Source organism: Actinotalea lenta (assembly GCF_030586465.1).
Lineage (GTDB): Bacteria > Actinomycetota > Actinomycetes > Actinomycetales > Cellulomonadaceae > Actinotalea > Actinotalea lenta.
The window spans coordinates 1,793,853-1,816,901 of sequence record NZ_JAUQYP010000001.1; the positions used below are offsets into that span (position 1 = coordinate 1,793,853).

Annotated in this window: 21 protein-coding genes; 9 read left to right on the top strand and 12 right to left on the bottom strand. The window is 73.8% G+C overall.

The annotated features are described in order from the left end of the window. Positions 1–13: 13 nt before the first annotated feature. Entirely contained in the window at positions 14–2,590 is a 2,577-nt protein-coding gene (gene pepN, locus Q6348_RS08570) for an aminopeptidase N (protein WP_304600879.1), read from the bottom strand. 193 nt (positions 2,591–2,783) lie between these two features. On the opposite strand from pepN, the gene Q6348_RS08575 reads away from it, so the two are divergent. Continuing rightward, positions 2,784–3,368, top strand: coding sequence for a mycothiol-dependent nitroreductase Rv2466c family protein (locus Q6348_RS08575; protein WP_304601944.1), 585 nt, complete (start codon positions 2,784–2,786; stop codon positions 3,366–3,368). A gap of 94 nt (positions 3,369–3,462) precedes the next feature. Continuing rightward, a complete protein-coding gene (locus Q6348_RS08580) occupies positions 3,463–4,023 on the top strand; it encodes a hypothetical protein (RefSeq protein ID WP_304600880.1) in 561 nt (186 codons plus the stop codon). Positions 4,024–4,080: 57 nt separating this feature from the next. Here the strand turns inward: Q6348_RS08580 and Q6348_RS08585 are convergent, their stop codons facing one another. Next, the gene (locus Q6348_RS08585; RefSeq protein ID WP_304600881.1) at positions 4,081–6,057 is read right to left on the bottom strand and encodes a M13 family metallopeptidase; all 1,977 of its coding nucleotides are present in this window, start codon (positions 6,055–6,057) and stop codon (positions 4,081–4,083) included. A 128-nt stretch (positions 6,058–6,185) separates the two neighbouring features. Here Q6348_RS08585 and Q6348_RS08590 point away from each other — a divergent pair, with 128 nt between their 5' ends. Beyond that, the gene (locus tag Q6348_RS08590; RefSeq protein WP_304600882.1) at positions 6,186–6,635 is read left to right on the top strand and encodes a ribose-5-phosphate isomerase; all 450 of its coding nucleotides are present in this window, start codon (positions 6,186–6,188) and stop codon (positions 6,633–6,635) included. A 21-nt stretch (positions 6,636–6,656) separates the two neighbouring features. Here the strand turns inward: Q6348_RS08590 and Q6348_RS08595 are convergent, their stop codons facing one another. Continuing rightward, on the bottom strand, positions 6,657–7,898 hold the full coding sequence (locus Q6348_RS08595; protein WP_304600883.1) for a GNAT family N-acetyltransferase: 1,242 nt from the start codon (positions 7,896–7,898) through the stop codon (positions 6,657–6,659). A gap of 95 nt (positions 7,899–7,993) precedes the next feature. Here Q6348_RS08595 and Q6348_RS08600 point away from each other — a divergent pair, with 95 nt between their 5' ends. Continuing rightward, positions 7,994–9,109: a PP2C family protein-serine/threonine phosphatase gene (locus tag Q6348_RS08600; protein WP_304600884.1), complete on the top strand. Its 1,116-nt coding sequence runs from the start codon at positions 7,994–7,996 to the stop codon at positions 9,107–9,109. Continuing rightward, positions 9,081–9,437, top strand: coding sequence for an MGMT family protein (locus Q6348_RS08605; protein ID WP_304600885.1), 357 nt, complete (start codon positions 9,081–9,083; stop codon positions 9,435–9,437). The genes Q6348_RS08600 and Q6348_RS08605 overlap by 29 nt, the downstream gene beginning before the upstream one ends. A 6-nt stretch (positions 9,438–9,443) precedes the next feature. Here the strand turns inward: Q6348_RS08605 and cysE are convergent, their stop codons facing one another. Both cysE and cysK read right to left on the bottom strand, forming a co-directional pair. Next, positions 9,444–10,073 (bottom strand): serine O-acetyltransferase, encoded by a 630-nt coding sequence (cysE, locus tag Q6348_RS08610; protein WP_304600886.1) that lies wholly within the window; start codon positions 10,071–10,073, stop codon positions 9,444–9,446. Positions 10,074–10,075: 2 nt separating this feature from the next. Next, complete coding sequence (gene cysK / locus Q6348_RS08615; protein WP_304600887.1) at positions 10,076–11,008, bottom strand: cysteine synthase A; 933 nt, start codon at positions 11,006–11,008, stop codon at positions 10,076–10,078. A 277-nt stretch (positions 11,009–11,285) separates the two neighbouring features. Between cysK and Q6348_RS08620 the strand changes: the two genes are divergently transcribed. Together Q6348_RS08620 and Q6348_RS08625 are read left to right on the top strand one after the other, a co-directional pair. Further along, entirely contained in the window at positions 11,286–11,720 is a 435-nt protein-coding gene (locus Q6348_RS08620) for a fluoride efflux transporter FluC (RefSeq protein WP_304600888.1), read from the top strand. Next, a complete protein-coding gene (locus Q6348_RS08625; RefSeq protein ID WP_304600889.1) occupies positions 11,717–12,097 on the top strand; it encodes a fluoride efflux transporter FluC in 381 nt (126 codons plus the stop codon). The genes Q6348_RS08620 and Q6348_RS08625 overlap by 4 nt, the downstream gene beginning before the upstream one ends. 198 nt (positions 12,098–12,295) lie before the next feature. On the opposite strand, the gene Q6348_RS08630 is transcribed toward Q6348_RS08625, so the two are convergent. The 5 genes from Q6348_RS08630 to Q6348_RS08650 are packed head-to-tail and all read right to left on the bottom strand — an operon-like array spanning position 12,296 to position 19,542. Next, a complete protein-coding gene (locus tag Q6348_RS08630; protein ID WP_304600890.1) occupies positions 12,296–13,603 on the bottom strand; it encodes an outer membrane protein assembly factor BamB family protein in 1,308 nt (435 codons plus the stop codon). Between the two features lie 20 nt (positions 13,604–13,623). Further along, positions 13,624–14,307, bottom strand: a complete 684-nt coding sequence (locus Q6348_RS08635) for an ABC transporter ATP-binding protein (RefSeq protein WP_304600891.1) — start codon at positions 14,305–14,307, stop codon at positions 13,624–13,626. Next, entirely contained in the window at positions 14,304–15,218 is a 915-nt protein-coding gene (locus tag Q6348_RS08640; RefSeq protein ID WP_304600892.1) for an ABC transporter ATP-binding protein, read from the bottom strand. The genes Q6348_RS08635 and Q6348_RS08640 overlap by 4 nt, the downstream gene beginning before the upstream one ends. Next, on the bottom strand, positions 15,215–17,845 hold the full coding sequence (locus Q6348_RS08645) for an ABC transporter permease (RefSeq protein ID WP_304600893.1): 2,631 nt from the start codon (positions 17,843–17,845) through the stop codon (positions 15,215–15,217). The genes Q6348_RS08640 and Q6348_RS08645 overlap by 4 nt, the downstream gene beginning before the upstream one ends. Continuing rightward, on the bottom strand, positions 17,842–19,542 hold the full coding sequence (locus tag Q6348_RS08650) for a hypothetical protein (protein WP_304600894.1): 1,701 nt from the start codon (positions 19,540–19,542) through the stop codon (positions 17,842–17,844). The genes Q6348_RS08645 and Q6348_RS08650 overlap by 4 nt, the downstream gene beginning before the upstream one ends. A gap of 81 nt (positions 19,543–19,623) precedes the next feature. Here Q6348_RS08650 and Q6348_RS08655 point away from each other — a divergent pair, with 81 nt between their 5' ends. Beyond that, the gene (locus tag Q6348_RS08655) at positions 19,624–19,752 is read left to right on the top strand and encodes a hypothetical protein (protein WP_304600895.1); all 129 of its coding nucleotides are present in this window, start codon (positions 19,624–19,626) and stop codon (positions 19,750–19,752) included. A 16-nt stretch (positions 19,753–19,768) separates the two neighbouring features. Here Q6348_RS08655 and Q6348_RS08660 read toward each other — a convergent pair whose 3' ends face one another. Then, on the bottom strand, positions 19,769–20,188 hold the full coding sequence (locus Q6348_RS08660) for a MarR family winged helix-turn-helix transcriptional regulator (RefSeq protein WP_304600896.1): 420 nt from the start codon (positions 20,186–20,188) through the stop codon (positions 19,769–19,771). Between the two features lie 112 nt (positions 20,189–20,300). Here Q6348_RS08660 and Q6348_RS08665 point away from each other — a divergent pair, with 112 nt between their 5' ends. After that, positions 20,301–21,881 (top strand): MDR family MFS transporter, encoded by a 1,581-nt coding sequence (locus Q6348_RS08665; protein ID WP_304600897.1) that lies wholly within the window; start codon positions 20,301–20,303, stop codon positions 21,879–21,881. A gap of 91 nt (positions 21,882–21,972) precedes the next feature. On the opposite strand, the gene Q6348_RS08670 is transcribed toward Q6348_RS08665, so the two are convergent. Then, a complete protein-coding gene (locus tag Q6348_RS08670) occupies positions 21,973–22,959 on the bottom strand; it encodes a glycoside hydrolase family 113 (protein WP_304600898.1) in 987 nt (328 codons plus the stop codon). Between the last annotated feature and the right edge of the window lie 90 nt (positions 22,960–23,049).

Here is a 23,049-nt window from a genome sequence, read left to right on the forward strand (position 1 = left end):
GCGGCCCGGTCGGCTAGCGGGCGGGGACGACCGCCTGGGCGGTCAGCGCGCGGCGCACGCCGTCGCGACTCTCCGCGACGAGTCGACGCAGCGCCGGAGGGGCGTCCGGGTGGTCGGCGAGCCAGGCGTCGGCCGGTCCGAGCACGTCCACGCCCGTCCCGGCCAGCGTGGTCGGGAACAGGCCGGTCACGACGTTCTGCGCGGTCTCGTTGGTGCGGGTGGCCCACACGTCCACCAGGGATGCGAAGTACGGCTCCACGAGCGGTTCGAGGAGCTCGCGCCGGCGGTCCGGGTCGGGTACCCGCGTCAGCCCTGCGATGGTCGCGGTCTGCAGGGCGTTGGCGAGCGAGGTGTCGTGCACGGCTGCCTCGAACGCCGCGGCCTTGGCCTGCGCCGTCGGCAGCGCGGCCCGAGCGGCGGCCGCCGCTCGCTCGCCGGTGGCCGTCGCGTCGGTGGCGAGCTGGGCGGCGATCTCCGCCTCGCCCGCCCGGCCGCCGGCGACCAGACCGGTGAGGAGCTCCCAGCGCAGGTCGGTGTCCACGGTCAGGCCCGGAAGCGGGCCGCTGCCATCGAGCAGCGCGGCCAGTGCGTCCAGCTGGGTGGGATCGACTGCGCGCGCCGCGAACGCCTTGACCAGCTGGAGCTGGGTGTCGCTGCCGGGCCGGGCCGAGCGCGCCAGCGCGAGGAGCTGGTCGGCCGTGGCCCGGGCGACCTCCGCGCGGCGGTCGGGCGCAAGGTACAGGTCGACGGTGGTCGCGAGCTGCCGGAGCAGCACGAGCACGACCGTGGAGTCCGACTCGTCCCCGACGTTGCGCAGCACGAGCTCGGCGAAGGTCTCGCCCGGGACCTCGGCGTCGCGCGTCATGTCCCACGCCGCGGCCCAGACCAGGGCTCGTGGCAGGGTGTCGCCGAACTCGCTCAGGTGCTCGGTCGCCGCGGCGAACGACGCGCGGTCCAGGCGGACCTTGGCGTACGCCAGGTCCTCGTCGTTGACCAGCACGAGGTCCGGGTGCGCCCGGCCGACGAGGTCCGGCACCGGCGTGCGCGGTCCCCGCACGTCCAGCTCGGCGCGCAACGTCCGCGTGAAGCGGCTGCCGTCACCGTCCGGGAGCAGGTCGTAGCCGGCCACCACGAGTCGGTGCGGGCGCTGCACGGGGTGCTCGGTGGGCACCTCCTGGGCCACCTCCGCATGGGTGACCACGCCGTGCGCGTCGACCTCGACCAAGGGGCGCAGCAGCGTGACGCCGGCCTGCTCGAGCCACAGCCGGGACCAGGAAGCCAGGTCGCGCCCGCTGGTCACCTCGAGCTCGGCGAGCAGGTCGCGCAGCTCGGTGTTGCCCCAGGCGTGCTTGGCGAAGTACGCCCGGACGCCGGCGAAGAACTGTTCCTCGCCGACCCAGGCCACGAGCTGCTTGAGGACGGAGGCGCCCTTGGCGTACGTGATGCCGTCGAAGTTGACCTCGACGTCCTCCAGGTCGCGGATGTCGGCGACGATCGGGTGCGTCGACGGCAGCTGGTCCTGGCGGTACGCCCAGGACTTCTCCAGGGAGGAGAACGTCGTCCAGGCCGTGGTCCACCGGGTCGCCTCCGCCGCGGCCAAGGTCGACGCGTACTCGGCGAACGACTCGTTCAGCCAGAGGTCGTCCCACCAGCGCATGGTGACCAGGTCGCCGAACCACATGTGCGCGAGCTCGTGCAGGATGGTGATCGCGCGACGCTCGACGGTCGCGTCCGGGACCTTGGAGCGGAAGACGTAGGACTCGAGGAACGTCACGGCGCCGGCGTTCTCCATCGCACCCGCGTTGAACTCGGGCACGAAGACCTGGTCGTACTTGGCGAACGGGTACGGCCGGCCGAACCGCTCCTCGTAGAACCCGAAGCCCGCCTGCGTGATCGCCAGGATCTCCTCGGCGTCCAGGTGCTCGGCGAGCGAGGCGCGGCACAGCACCGCGGCGGGCAGCGTGCGGCCGTCCACCGAGGAGATCGTGCCCGCGTGGCGGTGGTACGGCCCGGCGATGATCGCGGTGACGTAGGACGACAGCGGCGGCGTGGGGTCGAAGGACCACCGCGCCGCGCCCTCGCCCAGCGGCTCCGGCTCGGGCGTCGGGGAGTTGGACACCACGGTCCAGTGGTCCGGTGCGGTCACCGTGAACGTGAACGACGCCTTGAGGTCCGGCTGCTCGAACACCGCGAAGACCCGGCGCGAGTCCGCGACCTCGAACTGGGAGTACAGGTAGACCTCGCCGTCGACCGGGTCGACGAACCGGTGCAGGCCCTCGCCGGTGTTCATGTACGCGCAGTCCGCCACGACGCGCAGCTCGTTGTCCGCGGCCAGGGACTCCAGGGCGATGCGTGAGTCCGCGAACACCTCCGCCACCTCCAGCGCCCGGCCGTTGAGCACGACCTCGTGCACCGTCGGGGCGATGAGGTCCACGAAGGTCGACATGCCTGCCGGGGCGGAGAACCGGACCACGGTGGTGGACCGGAACGTCGTGGGGCCGGTGGTGAGGTCGAGCGCGACGTCGTAGCTCGCGACCGTCATGACGGCACGGGTGCGCGCCTCGTCACGCGTGAGGTTCTGACCGGGCACAGCGGTGCTCCTTCGCAGCGGGTGGGCGCATCTTTTCACGTCCGCACCGCCTCGGGGGTGCCTGCGCCCACGTCGCGGGCGCGGCGTGCGCCGGCCCGCCGCCGGCGGCACAGTGGTACCGCGTCCGCACGGTGCGGCGCGGAGAGGAGTCCTCGTGAGCACCGACGCGCAGACCGTCGGCACGACCGCCGACATGTGGTTCGACCCCGCCTGCCCGTGGGCCTGGATGACCAGCCGCTGGTTGGGCGACGTCGAGGCGGTTCGACCGGTCCGGGTGCGCTGGCACGTGATGAGCCTGGCAGTGCTGAACGAGGGGCGGGAGCTCTCCCCGCGATACGCGGACCTCATGGCGCGGGCCTGGGGCCCGGTGCGGGTGGTCACGGCGGCGCGGGCGGCGCACGGCGACGCGGTGGTCAAGCCGCTGTATGACGCGATGGGTACGCGCATCCACCCGGGAGGGCGCCAGGACTTCGCGCAGGTGTGCGTCGAGGCGCTCGACGAGGTCGGGCTGCCGACGGACCTCGCGGCGGCCGTCGACACCGACGAGCACGACGAGGCCCTGCGTGCCTCCCACGCCGAGGCGATCGCGCTCGTCGGCGAGGATGTCGGCACGCCGGTGGTCGCGATCGACGGGGTGGGCTACTTCGGCCCCGTGGTGACCCCCGCCCCGCGAGGCGAGGCTGCCGGCCGGCTCTGGGACGGGCTCGCGCTCATGACGTCCGTGCCCGGGTTCTACGAGCTCAAGCGCACCCGGACCGACGGTCCGATCTTCGACTGAGTCGCGGACGAGGGCACCTCCCCCTCGCGGATCGGGCAGGATGCCTCGCGGTGGTCGAGACCGCGTGCGATCCTGCCGCGGACGAGGAGGGTGGATGGACCAGCGAGGGCGGTGGGGGCTGACCCCGGGCATGGCGACGTTCGTCGTCGTCGACGTGATCCTGGTGGTCACGTTCGTCATCCTGGCGGCGCTGCTCCAGCCGTTCGGCCCGCGCGGTCCCGTGCAGGTGGCCGGCTCGACGAGCGGCACGGTCGCTCCGGAGACCACGCCCGACGTGAGCGTCCCGGCGGACCCGACCAACCCGAACACCTTCACGGCGTTCGAGCTGCCGAGCCACAACATCTGGTGCGAGATGACCGAGACGTCCGCGACGTGCACCATCCTGCGCTTCACCTTCACGCCCCCGGACCCGCCCACCGGGTGCTCCGGCACCGTCGGCAACGTGCTGCGGATCGTGGCCGGCCACGACCCCCAGATGGAGTGCGTGGTGGGTGCGCCGCCGCCCGTCCCGGCCGGCGCCCCGACGCTCGAGTACGGCCAGGCGAGCACGGTCGGGCAGATGACCTGCCACTCGTCGACCAACGGCGTGACGTGCCGGCACAACCCGACCGGTCAGGGCTTCTCGGTGGCGCGGGCCGGTTACCGCTTCTTCTGACGGGTCGCGCCGCGGACCGGTGCGGCGCGGGCGCCTGCCAGGAGGAGGCCCGGGCGCCTACCAGATGGAGACCCGGGCGCCTGGGTCCAGCCACAGGCCGTCACCCGGGACGGTGCCGAACGCTTCGTGGAACGCGTCGATGTTGCGTACGACGCCGTTGCAGCGGAACTCGGCAGGGGAGTGCGGGTCGGTCGCGAGCCGCTGGCGCACGGCCTCATCGCGCCCCTTCTCGCGCCAGGCGCGCGCCCAGCCCAGGAACACGCGCTGGGTCCCCGTGAGGCCGTCCAGCACCGGTGCCTCGGCGCCGGCCAGGGCGATCGTGTAGGCCTCGAGCGCGATGGCGAGCCCACCCAGGTCGCCGATGTTCTCCCCGATGGTGAAGGCGCCGTTGACCCGCGTGGTCGGATCGTCGAGTTGGGCCGGCGAGAAGGTCGAGTACTGGTCGATCAGCGCGCGGGTGCGGCTCTCGAACTCCGAACGGTCGGCCGTGGTCCACCAGTCGTGCAGCGCGCCCGTGCCGTCGTACTTCGAGCCCTGGTCGTCGAAGCCGTGGCCGATCTCGTGCCCGATGACGGCGCCGATCCCGCCGTAGTTGACGGCGTCGTCCGCGTCCACGTCGAAGAACGGCGGCTGCAGGATCGCCGCGGGGAAGACGATCTCGTTCATACCGGGGTTGTAGTAGGCGTTCACGGTCTGCGGAGTCATGAACCACTCGCCCCGGTCGAGCGGTCGGCCGATCTTGCCGAGCTCACGATCCTGCTCGTAGGCGTTCGAGCGACGCACGTTGCCCATGAGGTCCGCGGGCTCCATCTCGAGGCCCTCGTAGCTCTTCCAGGTCTCCGGGTAGCCGAGCTTGGGGGTGAAGGCGTCGAGCTTCTCCAGGGCGCGGGCCTTGGTCGCCTCGCCCATCCAGTCCAGGTCCGTGATGGATCGGCGGTAGGCCTCCACCAGGGTGGCGACCAGCTCGACCATCCGCTCCTTGTGGCTGGGCGGGAAGTGCCGGGCGACGTAGACCTGGCCGACGGCCTCCCCGAGCGCACCCTCCACCAGGCTGACGGCGCGCTTCCAGCGCTCCCGCACCTGCTGCGCGCCGGTCAGCGTGCGTCCGTAGAAGTCGAAGTTCGCCTCGACCACGTCGTCGGTGAGGTACGGGGCGCGGCGCGTGAGCAGGTGGTAACGCAGCCAGGAGCGGATCACGGCCGGGTCGGTGTCGGTCCACACCTGGCCCAGGCCCACCGCGAACTCGGGCTCCCGCACCACGACGCGGTCCAGGGAGCCCGCCGGTACGCCGAGGGCGGCCGCCCAGCCGCGCCAGTCGAACCCCGGCGCGCGGGCGACGAGGTCCTCGAACGACATCGGGTTGTACGTGCGTTCCGCGTCCCGGTCGGCGACCACGTCCCAGTGGTGCGTGGCCAGCGCCGTCTCGAACGCGACGACCTGCTCGGCGTCCTCGGTCGCTCGGGGCACGCCGGACAGGGTCAGCATGCGCGCCACGTGGGGGGTGTACGCCGCACGGATCTCCGCGTAGCCCTCGTCGCGGTAGTACGCCTCGTCCGGGAGGCCGAGACCAGCCTGGTACAGGTACACCGCGTACTGCTCCGGGTCGTGCGCATCGTTGTCGACGTACAGGCCGACCGCCTGCGCTCCACCGGTGCGCTGCAGGGCGCCGAGCACGCCGGCCAGCGCCTCGCGATCCGTGGCGGCGTCGATCGCGGCCAGCTCCTCGTCGAGCGGGGTCAGGCCGAGCCGCTCCACGGTCTCGGTGTCCATGAAGCTCGTGTACAGGGCACCGATGCGCGCCGCATTCGGGTCCGCCGGCGAGTCGCCGTCCCGTGCCGTGTGCTCGCCGAGCTCGGTGATGATCTGCCGGACGTGCTCCTCGGCCTGGTCGTGCAGGGCGCGGAACGAACCGTCGAACGCGCGATCCGCGGGGATCTCGTGCTCGGTCAGCCACGTGCCGTTGACGTGCCGGAACAGGTCGTCCTGCGGGCGGACGGCGGGGTCGAGGTCAGAGCGGTCGATGCCGGAGATCATGGCCCCAGGCTAGGTGACGTCCCGTCCTGCTCCGCGCACCCCCGCGGGCGGGGCCGTCGAGGTGTCCTGGCGGTCGCTCAGCTCGCACAGGAGCGGTCGCGGGCCGCCGGGTGCGGCAGGATGGTGGCATGCGCATCCACATCGCCGCCGACCATGCCGGGTTCGAGCTCAAGTCCGCCCTCGTCGAGCACCTGGAGGCCGCTGGCCACGAGGTGGTCGACCACGGTGCCGCCAGCTACGACGCGCAGGACGACTACCCGCCGGTGTGCTTCGCGGCCGGGGAGGCCGTGGTCGCCGACCCGGGGAGCCTGGGCGTCGTGATCGGAGGCTCCGGCAACGGCGAGCAGATCGCCGCGAACAAGGTGGCCGGGGTGCGTGCGGCGCTGGCCTGGAGCCTGGACACGGCGACCTTGGCCAGGGCGCACAACGACGCCAACGTCGTGGCGATCGGCGCGCGGCAGCACTCGCTGGACGAGGCGACCGCCCTCGTGGACGCGTTCCTCGCCGAGCCGTTCAGCGGCGACCCCCGGCACCAGCGCCGGATCGACCTGCTGGCCGGCTACGAAGCGGCGCGCTGAACGGCACGACTGCCCACACGCTCACCAGACGAAGCTGGCCACCGGCGCCACCGGCCACCCGAACGCGGCCGCTGCCGGGAGCAGCGCACCGGCCCTGCGCTCGGTGACCAGGCCGGCGCTCGCCAGTGCGGCCAGCGAGACCCCGCCCAGGTAGGCGGCGCCCAGCTCCCGGACGTCCAGGGCGAGATCGGCCCGGGCCCGGGTGGCGGTGACCTCGGCGCCGTCCGGGCCGCCGGCCAGCCGCCACCGTCCCCCGTTCGCGGGCACCAGGGTGTCGCTGAGCTCGAGGACCACGTCGATGTCGCGTGCGTAGCGCCGGGCACCCAGCGCCGCCGGCACGTCCAGCACGCGAGCCCACACGTTGTCCTGCCAGTCCGGCTGGGCGGCGCGTACGTCCACGAGCAGGTGCACGACGGCGTCGTCGACCGCAAGGCAGCCGGCCTCGACGCTGGACGTCAGGTCCAGGTCCACCAGGACACCCCACAGCGCGCGCGCCACCGCCGGCTCCGGTGCGCAGATCTCCCGCACCCGGACCACGCCGCGCGGCCCGCCTCGCTGCCAGTCGATCTTCCTGCGCAGCAGGGCGTAGCCCACCGGGACGCCGTCACGCTCCGCCAGCGCGATCCGCATCGGCTCCGCGCCGCCCCGCAGCTGGTGCGGGTCGTGCAGGAAGGCCACTGCCTGGGGGGCCGACTCGCGTGCGGTCCACCCCGGCCGGTCCACGGAGCCGTGCACGGCGGCGACGGCCGCGCCGTGGCGCTCAGGGTCGACGGTCTCCAGTCGGATCCGGACGTCGTCTGCCCCCGGGACGTCGCGCAGCGCGGCTCCCCGCGGGATGGTCAGGCGCAGCTGGTGGGCCGCGAGCCCGTAGCCGAACCGGCCGTAGATCGCGGGCTCCGCCGCGAACAGCAGGGAGAGCACCTCGCCGCGGTCGAGGCTGCGTCGCACGTGATCGGTGATCATCGCGCGGAGCAGGCCTCGCCGTCTGTGGCCCGGGTGCACCCCGACCCACGTCAGGCCCGCCGCGGCGACCCGGCCGCCGGGCACCGGGAGCGCGTGGTAGGCGAACGAGGCGTGCGTGCCGACCAGCTCGCCGTCGTCCGCGCGTACGCCACGGGTGCGGGTCCAGTCCAGCGCGGACGGCCACTCCAGGGCGGTGTCGGGGTCGATGTCTCCGGGGAAGGCCCACGCGTCGGCCACCAGCCACTCACGGGCGGACTCGGCGGGCACGTCGACGATGCGATAGCCAGGGGGCAGGGTCATGGGCCCATCGTGGTGGTCGTCCGGGCCCGTGCCCAAGGAATTGCCGCGCCGGGCGGTGTCGCGGACCCGTGCCGCCCCCCGGGTAGCCTCGGTGCATGACCGCGCCCGCGACACGGCCCAGGGCGAGGCGCGCTGGGAGAACCTTGGCGGCGCGGGTCCGGCTGGCGTCCGGGCGGACACCTCGGGTGCTGACCGGACAGCCCGTGCTCGGCACCCTGCTGGTGGCCTTGTCCGTGCTGGTCGCCGCCGGGATCGCGGCGATCCCGGACTGGGTTCCGCCCGCGACCATGCTGCTGGTGCTCCTCGGTGCGGTCGTCGTGCTGCGGCGGGTCGCGATGGCCACGCTCGCGGTCGCCATCGGGGTCGAGATCGCGGTGATCGGGTTGCCCGGCTGGACGCCGGAGCTGACGCCGGGGACCATCGTCGTCCTGGGTGTCGCGACCGTGGCGAGTCTCCTCTTCGTGCGCAGCCGTGAGCGGCTCGGGCTCCAAGGTGCGCCGAGCCAGCTCATGCTGGTCGACCTGCGGGACCGCATCGCCGAGCACGGCCGCATCCCCGAGCTCCCGGAGGGCTGGCGGGTCGAGTCCCTGGTCCGGTCGGCCTACGGGGAGGGCTTCTCCGGGGACTTCGTGGTCGCCGCACGCGGCGCGGACGGTCCGCTCCTGGAGATCGTGCTCGTCGACGTGTCCGGCAAGGGGCAGCGGGCCGGGGTGCGCTCGCTCCTGCTGTCGGGCGCGTTCGGCGGCCTGCTGGGGGCCATGCCGCCCGCGTCGTTCCTGCCGGCTGCGAACGCCTACCTCCTGGACCAGCACTGGGACGAGGGCTTCGCGACAGCCGTGCACCTCGCCGTCGAGCTGCGCACGGGGGAGTACTGGGTGACCTACGCCGGTCATCCTCCTGCCCTGCACCTGCACCGGAGCACCGGTCGCCTGGAGGTGGTGCGCGGAACCGGCGGTCCCGTCCTGGGGGTGGTGGCCGCACCGTCCTTCGCGGCCCGGCACGGGGCGCTGGAGCACGGTGACACGCTGCTGCTGTACACCGACGGGTTGGTGGAGAGCCCCAAGCGGGACCTGGAGCTGGGTATCGACCGTCTGATGGGCACGGTGGAGCAGCTCATCACCACCGGCCGGGGCGGTGCGGCAGACCTGCTGGCAGCCCTCGACACGGGGGAGGGGGACGACCGTGGCCTCGTCCTGGTCCAGCGCACCTGAGGTCACCCCGGAGGACTACCTCGAGGCGGTCCTGGATCTGGTCGCCCGGGTGCCGCCCGGTCGCGCGGTGACCTACGGCTCGGTGGCCGAGGTGCTGCGCGACCGGCTGGGCGTCGGCGGGCCCCGCCAGGTGGGGTCGGTCCTCGCACGCGCGGGGGCCGGGGTGCCGTGGTGGCGCGTGGTCAACGCCGCAGGGTGCCCGCCCCGGGCGTGGCGTCGGGAGGCGCTGGAGGGGCTGCGCCGCGAAGGCTGCCCACTCACGGCGCCCCCCGACCCCGATGATGCCCGCGTGGTGCTCGGGCGCGCACTGTGGTGGCCGGACGACTGAGAGGACTCAGATCCAGATCGCCGGGTCGACGTCCAGGGCGGGGTCGCGGATGTGGTCCGGCGAGGTCACGTCGAGCTGCCGGGTCTGCCCGTTTCCGGAGTGCTCCCGCCTGCGGATGACGGCGGGTACGCCCACCGCTGTCGCGCCGGCGGGCACGTCCTTGACCACGACCGCGTTGGCGCCGATCTTCGCGCCGTCGCCGACCCAGACCGGACCCAGCACGCGCGCACCGGCCCCGACGACGACGCCGTCACCGAGCGTCGGGTGCCGCTTGCCGTGCTTCATGGAGACACCACCGAGGGTCGCGCCGTGGAACATCACGACGTCGTCCCCGACCACGGCCGTCTCCCCGACGACGATGCCCATCCCGTGGTCCATGAAGAGCCGGCGGCCGAGCTGGGCGGCCGGGTGGATCTCGATTCCGGTCGCCGAGCGCACCAGCTGGGACAGCAACCGAGCCGGCAGCCGCAGTGCCGGCTCGCGCCACATCCGGTGTGCGATCCGGTAACCCCAGATCGCATGGACGCCCGGGTAGCCGAGGGCGATCTCGAGCATGGAGCGCGCGGCCGGGTCCCGGTCGCGCGCCGCCTGGAGGTCCTCGCGCAGGACCCCCAGGAAGCGACGCAGTGCGGCCACGGTCAGTCCATCAGGTCGGAGTAGAGGACCGAGGACAGGTAGCGCTCACCGAAGGACGGCACGATCACGACGATCAGCTTGCCGGCGTTCTCGGGTCGCTGGGCCAGCCGGTGGGCGGCCTCGATCGCTGCGCCGGAGCTGAACCCGACGAGCAGACCCTCCTCGCGGGCGGTGCGGCGGGCGACCGCAGCGGCCGTCTCACCATCCACGTCGATGATCTCGTCGTAGATCGAGGTGTCCAGGATCTCCGGCACGAAGTTCGCGCCGATGCCCTGGATCTTGTGCGGCCCCGGTGCGCCGCCGTTGAGGATCGGCGACTCGGCGGGCTCGACGCCCACGATCTGGATCCCGGGCTTGCGCTCCTTGAGCACCTGGCCGACACCCGTGATGGTCCCACCGGTGCCGATGCCGGCGACCACGACGTCCACCTCGCCGTCGGTGTCGGACCAGATCTCCTCCGCCGTGGTCCGGCGGTGGATCGCGGGGTTGGCCTCGTTCGCGAACTGGCGGGCCAGCACGGCGCCCGGTCGCTCGGCGGCGATCTGCTCGGCCCGGTCGACGGCGCCCTGCATGCCCTCGCCCGCAGCGGTCAGGACGAGCTCCGCGCCGAAGGCCCGCAGCAGCGCGCGCCGCTCCTTGGACATCGACTCGGGCATGGTGAGCACCACCTGGTACCCCCGGGCGGCCCCGACCATGGCCAGCGCGATCCCGGTGTTGCCGCTCGTCGCCTCGACGACGGTGCCGCCGGGCGGCAGGGCGCCGGACGCCTCGGCGGCGTCGATGATCGAGACGCCGATCCGGTCCTTGACCGAGTTGGCGGGGTTGTAGAACTCGAGCTTGGCCACCACCGTGGCGCCGTTGTTCTCGAGCCGGTTGAGGCGGACCAGGGGGGTGTTGCCGATCAGTGCGGTGACGTCGTCGAAGATGCGAGCCATGAGAGTCCTTCGGTATGCGGGGCGCGGCTGCGCCATGAGGGGTAACGGCGAGCGGGGCCGTTGACTTCCCGGGGCCGGGGCGCGAGCGCTGGACGCCGCGACGCGAGGTCGCGGAAGTGTGCCCAGCGCTCTACAGACAGCTGCGGCGGCAGGGGCGCACCGAGGAGGGGCGACCGAACGGGGCGTACGCCACGGTCGTGCTCCTCTCGTCGGGTCGGCCCCGACGGTAGCGGGACCGACGCGACCAGGCAATCCGGACGCCGGTAGGGTCACGCGCGTGAGCACGCGGCCGCACCTGCACCCGGGCCTGGTCCTGGCGGTCGCGGCCGGTGGGGCGGTGGGGAGTGTCGCCCGCGGCCTGCTCGGCTCGGCAGTGGGGGCCGTCGACGGATGGCCGCTGGGCACCATGACGGCGAACCTCGTGGGATCCTTCCTGCTCGGCCTGCTCCTCGAGGCGCTCCTCCGGCGCGGTCCGGAGACCCCGCGGGCGCGGCTGGTCCGGCTGGCGCTGGGCACCGGGACGATGGGTGGGTTCACAACCTTCTCGAGCCTGGCGCTCGAGATCGAGCGCCTGCTCGCGGACGGCTCGACCGGAGTGGCCGTGGGATATGCGGCGGCCACCGTGGTGCTCGGCCTGGCGTCGTGCGCCGCCGGGGTCGTGGTCGGCGCGCGGCTGCGGCCGCGGCGTGCGCTGCGGGGGCCGGCGTCATGACCGGGGTGACCCTGGCGCTCGTCGCGCTGCTCGGGGGGGTGGGAGCCGCGACCCGGTTCGTCGTCGACGGCTTGGTGCGTGACCGGGTCGCGCAGGGCCTGCCGATCGCGACCGCGGTGGTCAACGTCACGGGGTCGTTGGTGATCGGCCTGCTCGCCGGTGCCCAGCTCTACCACGCGGTCGCCGGGCCCTGGCTCACCGCGGCGATGACCGGCTTCTGCGGCGGCTACACCACCTTCTCCACCGCGATGGTGGAGACCGTCCGGCTGCTCCAGGCCGGTGAGCTGCGACGCGCAGCCCTGACGGCGCTCGGCTCGGTGGTCCTCACGGTCGCAGCCGCCGCCCTGGGGGTCGGCGTCATGGCCTACGCCGCCTGACGGCTGCGCGGCCGGTCACGCCGCCGAGGCGCCGCGCCCCAACCTTGTGATCTGTGTCACAGGGGATTGCCGGGCGCTCCAGCGCGTCCGGCGAGAACATGTGCACATGAGTCCCGTTATCGGGTGGGTGGCGCTGGCCGTCCTCGGCGCGGGTCTGGAGTACATCGCGGCCTGGGCGCGTCGGATCTTCTGAACGGCTCACGTCGTGCGCAGGGCCAGCAGCTGATCGCCCGTCGCCAGGAGCAGGGTCCGGCCCGGGAACAAGCGTCCGCTCGGTGCGTCGACGACGTGCTCCCGCCAGACCACCGCGCCGGACCCGGGTCGCCGGGCGACGAGGTCGAGCCCGTGGAGCGCGCGCTCGAGGTGCGCCACGACGAGCCCGTCGGTGGCGGCAGCATGCGCACCCGGCACTCCGATCACCGCGCGCCACAGCGTGCGCCCGTCGGCGGCGTCGACAGCCAGGAGGGTGTCGCCCACGGCGACCACGAGGGTTCCGTCCACCGCCAGGACCGGGGCGGGGGCGACGCTCGTCCAGGCCGGGGTCAGCAGGCGCCAGCGGGCCCGAGCGTCCGGCCCCAACCTGGCGAGTGTCCCGTCGGAGGCGACCAGCGGCAGGTCGAGCCCGGTGGAGTCGGTCGCCGGGACCGCGACGAGACGCCCTGGGACCTCGGCGCCGGCGAGGGACCGGGCCACGTCCGCACCGTCCGGTGCCACGGCCGGGACCCAGCCGCCCACCACCCGGGCCGCCGGGGGGAGTGCCTCGCCGGGCGCGTCCGGCGAGACCGCTTCACCGGTCGCGAGCGAGACGGCCGCGCGGCCCCGGCTCGTGACCCGGGCCCACCCGGTGCCGTGGTCCCACACCGTCGGAACCGGGCCGACGACGTCCGCGCGGCTCCGGAACGACCAGACCGTGCGCCCGTCCCCGGGCGACCACCGCCGGGCGATCATCGCTCCCTGGTCGTCGCTGCCGACCAGGACGAGGTCATCGCCCACCCAGGTGCTGATCGCGGCAGTGCCCGGCCACCGCAGCGTGCGCAGCTGCTTGCCGGTGGCCGTCGCCAGGACCACGACCTCGGTGCCGCGACCCTGGCCGGTCGCGGCTCCGCTGCACACCACCAGGGCGGGGGAACCGATGAGGTCGCAGGACGCCCGCGGCATGGGGAGCGGGTCGTCCCACCGCACCGCACCGTCTGCCGCGGTCAGAGCCCTGAGCCGCGTGCGCCCGGGGTCGGTGAGCACCACGAGGTCCCCGCTCGTGCCGAGCACGGCACCGGCCGCCGCCCGCCACGCCACCGCCGGTGCAGTGGCCAGGGAGCCGTTCAGCCCGACGGCGCCAGCGGTCCGGGCCGCGAGGTCCGCAGCCCGGTGGCCGTCGACCAGGAGGACGCCGACGAGCAGCAGGACCACCAGAGCGCCTACCGCTCGGTGCCCGCGCCGGGGGCGTCCCTCGCGCGTCCTGTCGCCGTCCTCGACCAGCGCCACCTCGACGAGGTCGCCCCGTCCCATCGCGCCAGGCTACGTCGGGGTCAGCGCGCCGGCTCGGCCAGTCGGCCGTCGTGGATCCCGAGCACCCGGTCGGCGTTGCGCAGCAGCAGCGGGTCGTGCGTGGCCACCAGGGCGGCCATGCCGTGGGTGTGCGCGAGGTCCTGGAGCAGCGACATGATCTCCGACCCGGTGGCCGAGTCGAGCTGGCCGGTCGGCTCGTCCGCGAGCAGCACCGCCGGGCGAGCCACCACCGCCCGGGCCAGCCCCACGCGCTGGCGCTGGCCGCCGGACAGCTGAGGCGGGGTCTGGCGCGCGTGCCGGGTCAGACCGACCGCCTCGAGGGCCTCGGCCACACGGTCGTCGCGTTCCGGGCCCGGCACTCGCAACAGGCGCAACGGGACCTCGACGTTCTCCCGCGCGGTCAGCTCGGGCAGCAGGCCGAAGGACTGGAAGACGAAGGCGATCCGCTCGCGGCGCAGCGCGAGGCGTGCCGCCGGGTTCAGGGTCGCCAGGTCCACGCCGTCGACCAGCACCCTGCCGGCGGTCGGCGTGTCCAGACCGCCCATGAGGTTGAGCAGCGTGGTCTTGCCTGACCCGGAGCGCCCACGCACCGCCACGAGCTCACCGGCGGCGACCGCCAGGCTGGCCTGCGCGACCGCGTGCACCGGCCCCGCCGGTGAGGTGAAGGTCCGGGAGACCTCGATCGCCTCGAGCGTCGCGGTCATCGTCGGTGCCTCCCGTCCGACCGGGGTCTGCTTCCGGGGCCGTCGTCCGCCGTGTCGTCGTCCGCCCGATCGGAGTCGCCCCGGTGCACCTGGACGTGGTCGGGCTCCAGCGTGAGGCGGACCCGGTCGGCGAGCCCGAGCCGCTCGACGTAGTCCTGGGGGAGCTGGAGGCGGCCCACCTTGTCGAGCACCGTGAACTCCTCGGCGAGGTGGTGCTCGGTGCCGTGCCGGACGACCTCGCCGGACACCCGGCCGTCACGGATCTGCACGGTGCGTGAGACATGGTCGCTGACCGCTCGGTCGTGGGTGACCACGAGCGCGGTGACCCCCAGCTCGGTGTTGACGGTGCGGATGGCCTCGAGCACCTCGGCCGAGGTGCCCTCGTCGAGCTGCCCGGTGGGCTCGTCCGCGAGCAGCACCCGTGGGGCGTTCGCCAGCGCGATCGCCAGCGCTACGCGCTGCTGCTGCCCCCCCGACATCTCCTGCGGTCGGCGGTCGGCCAGGTCGGCGACCTCGAGCAGGTCGAGCAGCTCCAGGGCGCGTCGCCGACGTTCCCGGCGACCCCGGCCCCCGGCGAGCAGCATCGGCAGCTCGACGTTCGCCGCGGCGGACAGGTAGTCGACGAGGTTCTCGCCGGTCTGCTGCCACACGAAGCCGACGTCGTTGCGGCGGTAGGCCTGGCGCCCGCGCCGGTCCAGGGCCGCCAGGTCCCGCCCGGCGACGCGGGCGTGACCCGCGCTCGGCAGGTCCTGGGCGCCCAGGATGGCCAGGAGCGTGGACTTGCCGGACCCGGACGCCCCGACCACGGCGACCAGCTCGCCCTCGTCGACCCGCAGCGTCAGACCCTGCAGGGCCTGTACCTCGACCCCGTCCCCCCGGTAGATCCGCACGAGGTCCTCGCAGACGATCATCGGTCCTCCCCGGCCCGTAGGACGACGGCGGCGCTGCGGCGGGCTGCAGCGAACGCCGAGACGGCCACCGCCACGCAGGCGACCGCGACGACGGCGACCACGGCACCGGTCAGGGCGACCGGGTCCACCACCAGACCGGGCTGCGCGGCGCCCCCCGTGAAGGGTCGCACGTCGGTGCTCGCCAGGAGCAGCCCGGTCAGGGCGAAGCCGAGCCCGACGCCTGCGAGAACCGACACCGCGACCACGGGCGCGACCTCCCACAGCACGAGGCGGACCTCGGCTCGTGACGGCAGCCCCATCGTCCGCAGCACCGCGACCACCCGGGTGCGGCGCGCGGAGCGGTCCGCGAGCGCCAGGGCCACCGCGAGCATGGCAGCGAGCAGGCCGGCGGCGACCACGACGCCGATCCCGACGCTCATGGCCGTGGCTGTGGCGGCGCTGCGCAGCTGCTCGAGGCGGGTGTGGGCGGCGTCCACGGTGGCCGCCGGGCCGGCCACGTCGCGGACGGCGGCGGCGACGGCCTCCGGGTCGGCCGACGGCTCCAGCGCCAGGAACGCCCTGGTGACGTCCAGGTGGGTGGTGACGTCGACCAGGGAGGCCCGGTTCACCACGATCCAGCGCTGGGACCCGGTGAGCCCGGGTGCCGCGGTCGCCGTCGCGGTGACGGTGAGCGGCACGTGCGGCGCGGTCTCCAGCACCACGGCGTCACCGGAGTGCCGCCGCGTCTCGGACGAGGCGATCAGGCCGCCGACGGGAGGTACGGGCACGGCCCCCGGGACGTCGCGCTGCACGACCGCGAGCTCCGGCCCGACGGCGTACAGCGGTACCAGCAGGTGCGAGTCCCCGGACTGCACCGCCACCGACGTGGACGTCTCGACGGGAGCGACCGCCGCCACGCCGGGCAGGGTGCGCAATGCCTCCACCTGGTCCCCGTCGAGGTACCCGGTCACCCGCACGTCGGCCCCGACGTCGGCCCGGGCGGCGTCCGTGCGGGCAGCGTCGATCGTCGACGTGACCAGCACGCCGAGCAGCGCGACGGCCGTGCCGGCGACGGTGGCGACCGTCGCGGTCAGCGGTGCGGTGCGCCGGGCGGCGAGCGCGGCGCCGAGCGGGTCCACGAGGTCGTCGCGGTCCCGCAGCCGCCGGGCGAGGGGGGCGAGCAACCGGGGGACCAGCCGGACGCACGCCAGGGCGACGAGCACCGCGAGCAGCAGCGGGGCCAGCACAGCGAGGGGGTTTGCCCCGGCCGCACCGGGCCCGGTGACCACGAGCTCGATGACCGCGGCCGCCGCCAGCAGCGTGAGGCCGACCTCGACCGCGACCCGGGGGGCCGCCGCCGACCGGGGTGTGGGTGACCCGGTCCCCAGAGCCGCGACCGGCGCGAGGCCCAGGAGCCCAGGGGCCAGCCACCACCACGGCGAGACGTCCACCGGGATCAGCGCCTGCGCGGCCAGCCCTCCCAGGGCCGCCGCGGGTAGGCTCACGAGTGCCGCCTCCGTCCCGAGCAGCGCGCGGTGCTGAGCCACGGTGCCACCGCGCAGAGCCACGAGCCGCTGGGCGGTGCGCCGGGGTGCGACCACGACCTGGGCGGCCAGCGCCAGCAGTGCGAGCAGCACCCCGGCCGGTGCGGCCACAGCGATGCCGAGCACGGTCGTCGCGGTCCGTGCCCGTGCGAGCACGGTGTCGATGTGCTCGGGTGCGTTGCTCGTGAAGGTGACCGTTCCGCCGCCGTCGGAGACCCCGCGGAGCTCGGTCCGTAGCTGATGGGCGACCGTCGCGGCCTCGCGCGCCTCGAGGTGGTCGGTGCGCAGCGGGAACCACAACCGGGTCGAGTCCGGAGCGATCGCAGGGAGCAGCGCCGACATCGTCCGGAGGCCTGCCCCGGGGGAGATCAGGCCCCGCACGCCCACGATGAGGCCGGTGTCGTTGGTGCCGGAGAAGGTCGGGTGCAGCAGGGTGGCGGCGTTCTGCCAGTAGCTCGAGTGCGGGTCGTCGGGGGTGAACGTCCCCACCAGGACCACGTCGACGGGGAGTCCCTCGGCGTCCTCGAGCTGGGCCCCGCGCACGTCTCCCACCTTCCAGCGCATCTGGTCGGCGGACTCCACCGACATCGCCACCTCGAGCCGGTCGACGCCGTCCACCGCGGGTGGCTCCTGGGCCGGGGCGCGCCCCTCCACGATCCGGACGTGCTCGAGCAGCTGGGGCGCGTTCGCCGGCTGGACGTACATCAGGCCGCGATCGGGAACGCTCGCGTCTCGGGCCGAGAGGCCCTGCCACGTCAGCTGGTACTGCGGGGCGCCCAGCAGCCCCCGCAGCGGTTCGGGCAGCGACGCCCGGTCGCGCGTCAGTGCGGCGTCCACGACCCGCCACGCATCCTGCGAGGTCCACCGACCTGCGGCACCGTCGGGAGGCGGCAGGAGGATCACGGCGCGCGGCGCCGCGGCCGGGTCGACGAAGATCCGCGACGCCGATCCCAGGTCGCTGCGCAGCTCGTGCGTGGTCGTGGTGTCCAGCCACCGTGGCCACAGCATCGTCAGCGCCGAGGCCAGCGCAACCACGCCCGCGAGCACCCCCCAGCGCGTGCCGGAGAGCCGGAGGTGCCGCAGCAGCAGTCGTGCCCAGGTCACGGCGCCACCAGACCCACGGTGACCAGGGCCGTCAGCGTGCCCGTCCCCGCGGCGACCACCAGGGCCGCCCCCTGCGCGACCCGGCGAGCCGCGCGGACGGGACGTCGCACGGTCAGCCGGTCCAGGTCGACGTCCTCGGCGCGGCGCGACTCCCGCTCCGCCGCAGCGTGACACCCGGACGCCAGGACTGCGACGAGCGTCGCGCCGAGGGCGGCGGTTGCCCAGCCCGTCGCGACGCCGGTACGGGGAGTCGATGCGGCGTACGTGACGGCGCCCCCGACGAGGGCGGCGAGGAGGGGGAGGGGTCCGAAGGACCGGGCGACGCTGCGCGCGGTCAGGACGGGGACCAGACCGCGTCCGCGGCGAGCCACCGGGGCCGCCGCCCCTGCCAGCATCGGCGCGGCCAGGCCCCCGACCAGGCCTGCACAGATCAGCAGGAGCGCTGGGGCGGCGACGCCGATTCCCTCTCCGGACCGGGTCGCGTCCCAGGTCGTCAGGCCCGTCGCGACGGCCAGCACCGCGGTCGTGGCTGCCGCGCCCGGTCTCATCCGGCCACGGTCGACGGGCAGGCGTCGCGCCACGGGGCCGAGCGTCGCTGCGGCACCCCCGAGCGCCGCCGCAGCCGCCCACCACGCCGGCCAGCCGGCTGCCACGGTGCTGGGCCAGCCGACCACGCCCCCCAGGGTCGCGGCGGCGAGCACGCCGGGAGCCTCCCGGTCGAGCAGCGCCACCGGTCGGGCGCCTCGTGCCAGCAGGAGCGTGCGCTCGCGGCGGGTCGCTGCGGCGAGCGCGGCTGCCGCAGCCCACACCCCGGCCACTCCTGCGGCGGCCCCCGCTCCGACCGCGGAGCGCGCCGTGCGTCGGGAGCTGGTCGCAGCGTCGGTGATCTCGGCCAGGTTCGCGCCGCCGCGCGCGTCGATGGTGGCGCCCTGCACCAGGAGCCCGGCGTCGTCGAGGGCCCCGGGCACCGTGTCGAGCGCGGTCGCCAGGTGCGCGAGCTGTGCGACTGACAGGCCCTGGAGCGACGGCACCACGGTCCAGCGGACCAGCGGGCGTCGAGCGGCCCGGTCCACGGCCGCCTCGTCGGCGGTGAGCAGGGGGCCCACGGCATCCTTGAGACCGGTCATCGTTCCGCGACCCAGGCCCGGGTCGGCGAACCACACGGCGTCGTGCGGGTCGACCGGTCGCCACGTTCCCACGACGCGCACGGGTACCTCGGCGCTGCCCACCAGGAGCTCGGTGCCAGCGGCCAGCCCGGAGACCTGGGGGGCGAGCACCTCGAGGGGATCGCCGGGCCGCGGCGCGCGACCTGTGACGACCACCTGCTGCGCCCAGTCGGGCAGGTGGGCCAGGACGACGCTGCGGTCCGGGTCGGCCTCCGGGGCGGTGCGGGCGTCGAGCGGATACGTCAGCCGTGCGGTGAGGACCGGCACGTCGCCCAGGAGCCGGTGCAGGACGGCGTCGCCGCCGACGAGCTGTGCCGCGGCGTCGTCCGCCGAGCTCGTGGTGACGCGGACACCCCGCTCCGCGGCGTCCAGGGTCGCCGCCGCCCGACGGGCCAGCGCATCGGTGCGCTGTGCGGTCGTCATGGCCACCGCCGGTGGGATCGTCACGGCGAGCGCCACGGCGACCGCGAGCACCGCGAGCGCGCCGCGCCGGCGCCTCGCCAGGGCTCGGCGTCGGCCGGCGACAGTCACGCGGCGATCTTGTCAGGGAACGGCGATCGCCATCGACTGTTCTCATCATCGCCTCATGCACCGTCATGCACGCTGGCGTGCATGACGGAGCGGGCGGAGAAGCCGATCGACGAGCGAGAGCTGCGCCGTTGGGCGGTGGTCCTGCGCCTGGAGACGCTGCGTCGGCTCCGGGACCGCGGCCGGCCCGTCGCCGCGGCCGCACGCCGCTGACGACCGCGGACCGTCGTCACGAGGGTTGGTGGGACGCCCCGATCGGCTCGTCGACGAGCTGCTCGAGGAGGCTCAGCAGCTCCACACGGTGGGCCTGGTCGAGGCGGGCCGTCGGTGAGCTCGCGGTGGCGACCGCGATGATCCGGTCGCGCATCGCGGCGCCGTCCGCCGTGAGCTCCAGGAGCTTGACACGCCGGTCGTGCCCGGCGACCCGTCGTACCAGACCGCGCTCCTCGAGGCGGTCGGCGATCCCCGTGATGTGCGAGGGGTCGCACCGCAGGTGACACGCGAGGTCGCCCATCGGTTCCGGTTCCTCCAGCGCGAGCAGCGTGCGGGCCAGCGGGACGGGCAGGTCGAGCTGGTCCATCGCCTCGGCGAACGCGCCCTTGATCCGTTCGCCGACCACGATCAACGTGCGCGCGAGTCGGCGAGACACTGCGACGTCGTTCTCTTGCGCCAGCACTCGACTAGAATACCTCACTCGCTCAACAGTAGACTGAGTCAAGCAATTCTCTCCCACCCCGCGCACGGCCCCAGGAGGTCCGCCCATGAGCCAGCCCGTCGAGGGCGCCGGCACGTTCCCCGACCCGGAGGACGTCGCACGGAACAAGCGGCAGTTCGCGTGGACGTTCGTCGGCCTCATGCTCGCGATGCTGCTCGCCGCACTGGACCAGACCATCGTCGCGACTGCGCTGCCGACGATCGTCGGCGACCTGCACGGGCTCGAGCACCTGTCCTGGGTGGTGACCGCCTACCTCCTGGCCAGCACCATCGGCCTGCCGATCTACGGCAAGATCGGCGACCTGTTCGGCCGCAAGCCGATCTTCCTGTTCGCGATCGCCGTCTTCCTGGTCGGATCCGCGCTGTCCGGCGCGGCGCACAACATGGGTGAGCTGATCGCGTTCCGCGGTCTGCAGGGCATCGGCGGCGGCGGCCTCATGATCGGCGCCCAGGCGATCGTCGGCGACATCATCCCGCCGCGTCAGCGCGGCAAGTACGCCGGCCTGATGGGCAGCGTGTTCGGCCTCGCGTCGATCGCGGGTCCCCTGCTCGGCGGCTACCTCACCGACAGCGTCGGGTGGCGGTGGGTGTTCTACATCAACCTGCCGCTCGGGATCGCGGCGTTCGCAACGGTGCTCGTGACCCTGCACCTGCACAAGCCGACGGGGCAGCGTCCGCGCCTGGACTACGCGGGTACGACGCTGCTGGCCCTGTTCTCCTCGGCCGCGGTCCTGCTGACGAGCTGGGCCGGGAACACCTACGCCTGGGGCAGCCCTCAGATCCTGGGGCTGGCGGTCGTGATCGTCGTGACGGCCGTCGTGTTCGTCCAGGTGGAGAAGCGCGCCGAGCACCCGGTCATCCCGCTGTCGCTGTTCCGGGAACGCAACTTCGTCTTCCCGGCCGCGGCCGGCGTGACCATCGGGATCTCGATGTTCGCCGTGGTCGCCTACCTGCCGACCTACCTGCAGATGGTCCAGCGAGTCAGCGCAACGGCCTCGGGTCTGATGATGATCCCCATGGTCCTGGGGATGCTGACGTCGTCGATCCTCACCGGGCACGCGATCACCCGCACCGGCAAGTACCGCGTCTACCCGGTGGCCGGCGCGGCTGTTGCGGGCGGGGGGCTGCTGCTGCTCGGGCAGATCGGGGTCGCCACACCGTACTGGGAGCTCGCACTGGCCATGGTGATCCTCGGGCTCGGCGTCGGTGGCGCGATGCAGAACCTCACCCTGATCGTGCAGAACAGTGTCCCGCACGGCGTGCTGGGCGCGGCGACGTCGGCGCAGAACTACTTCCGGCAGATCGGTGCCTCGCTCGGCATCGCGGTGTTCGGGTCGATCTTCGTCAACCGCCTCACCACGCAGCTCGCGAGCGGTCCGCTGGCCGGTCACCCCGTCGGAGGCGGGGGAGTGAGCTCGCTCACGCCGGAGGTGCTGGGGACCCTGCCTGCCCAGGTGCAGCAGGCCATCGCCGACGCCTTCGGCACCGCGCTGCCACCCATCTACCTGTATGCCGTACCGGTGGTGCTCCTCGGCGCGGTGCTCGGCCTGTTCATCGAGGCGCGGCAGCTCTCGGACACCGCGCCTGCCGCGGCAATGCGAGAGGAGCGGGTCGAGTCGGCCGTCTAGCTGAGCCCGTGGGGCCATCGCGTCGTCAGCGCGGTCTCGAGGCGGCTGTCCAGCCGGCCGGAGATCGTCACCGGTGTGGTCACGGAAGTGATCACACCGCAGTGGACGCGCCCGCGTCGGCGAAGTGCCGGGCCACGACGGCGGCGCCCACCTTCCCGTACACGCAGTAGTCGCCGTTGGTGGCAGCCTGGGACGGCGGGTACAGCTCCGGCGGCCAGTCCCACAGCGCCACGCCACGCACCCACGGTTCTCGGGCCAGCGCGGTGAACATCTCCTCGAGGTAGTCCGCCTGAGCCTGTTCGTCCGGCGTGCCGGGAAGGCTCCAGTCATTGGGGCGTTGCGGCGACGTGTCCCGGCTGGGGCAGCCCGCTTCGAGGAACACGAACTCCTGGGCGTGCTGTTCCGCCACGGCACGGATGCGTGCGAGGTTCTGGTCCCAGGTCCCGGTGGGGTAGTACCCGGAGGAGCTGATGACGTCGACGGCGTCCCACCACGTCAGCCGGTCCTCCTGGTACTTGTCGCAGTTGTAGGTGATCGGACCGGAGTAGGCCTCGCGCACCCGGGCGGCAAGGCGGCGCCACCGACCTTCCTGGGCGTCGGCCCTGACCAGCTCGCACCCGATCGCGAACATCTCGGCGCCCAGCTCCTCGGCGAGGCGTGCGTGGTGCAGGATGTAGCGGTCGTAGGAGTCGAACCACTCGTCCCACGTGGGCTCACCGGGGACGTCGCGGTCGAAGAACCCGATGTGGGCGCGCCACGTGCCGTCCGCGACGTTGACCGTCGGCTTCAGGCACACCTTCAGCCCGAGGCTCCGTGCCTGAGCGACGGCTGACCGGACGTCGTCGTCGGTGAGTGCGGGAGCGTCCTGCCAGTGGATCTGCGTCGACTGCGCAGTGTCCTGCAGGGCTGCGTAGGCGAGCACCACCCACGTGGGATGCACGGTCGTCATCGCGTCCATCGACGCCTTCGCCGCTGGAGACGTCCAGGTGCCTCGGACGCCCGTCCAGCCCCACGTCATCGCGTGGAAGGCGCCCGGAGGGAGTGCGCGTGGCGTGGTCGTGACTGCAGTCTCTGCCATGGGGGAGAACCTTCCTACTTAATCGTTACATCTTGCCACGGGGTGCCGGGCGTGGGCGCGGTCCGGCCCGCGTTATGGTGACGTCCAGCG

Excerpts from the sequence above, each read along its gene's own strand:
- Q6348_RS08575 (WP_304601944.1), top strand. The coding sequence starts at position 2,784 with ATGTGGTTCGACCCCGCCTGCCCGTGGGCCTGGATGACCAGCCGCTGG.
- Q6348_RS08580 (WP_304600880.1), top strand. The coding sequence starts at position 3,463 with ATGGACCAGCGAGGGCGGTGGGGGCTGACCCCGGGCATGGCGACGTTC.
- Q6348_RS08585 (WP_304600881.1), bottom strand. The coding sequence starts at position 6,057 with ATGATCTCCGGCATCGACCGCTCTGACCTCGACCCCGCCGTCCGCCCG.
- Q6348_RS08590 (WP_304600882.1), top strand. The coding sequence starts at position 6,186 with ATGCGCATCCACATCGCCGCCGACCATGCCGGGTTCGAGCTCAAGTCC.
- Q6348_RS08595 (WP_304600883.1), bottom strand. The coding sequence starts at position 7,898 with ATGACCCTGCCCCCTGGCTATCGCATCGTCGACGTGCCCGCCGAGTCC.
- Q6348_RS08600 (WP_304600884.1), top strand. The coding sequence starts at position 7,994 with ATGACCGCGCCCGCGACACGGCCCAGGGCGAGGCGCGCTGGGAGAACC.
- cysK (WP_304600887.1), bottom strand. The coding sequence starts at position 11,008 with ATGGCTCGCATCTTCGACGACGTCACCGCACTGATCGGCAACACCCCC.
- Q6348_RS08625 (WP_304600889.1), top strand. The coding sequence starts at position 11,717 with ATGACCGGGGTGACCCTGGCGCTCGTCGCGCTGCTCGGGGGGGTGGGA.
- Q6348_RS08630 (WP_304600890.1), bottom strand. The coding sequence starts at position 13,603 with ATGGGACGGGGCGACCTCGTCGAGGTGGCGCTGGTCGAGGACGGCGAC.
- Q6348_RS08635 (WP_304600891.1), bottom strand. The coding sequence starts at position 14,307 with ATGACCGCGACGCTCGAGGCGATCGAGGTCTCCCGGACCTTCACCTCA.
- Q6348_RS08640 (WP_304600892.1), bottom strand. The coding sequence starts at position 15,218 with ATGATCGTCTGCGAGGACCTCGTGCGGATCTACCGGGGGGACGGGGTC.
- Q6348_RS08655 (WP_304600895.1), top strand. The coding sequence starts at position 19,624 with ATGACGGAGCGGGCGGAGAAGCCGATCGACGAGCGAGAGCTGCGCCGT.
- Q6348_RS08665 (WP_304600897.1), top strand. The coding sequence starts at position 20,301 with ATGAGCCAGCCCGTCGAGGGCGCCGGCACGTTCCCCGACCCGGAGGAC.
- Q6348_RS08670 (WP_304600898.1), bottom strand. The coding sequence starts at position 22,959 with ATGGCAGAGACTGCAGTCACGACCACGCCACGCGCACTCCCTCCGGGC.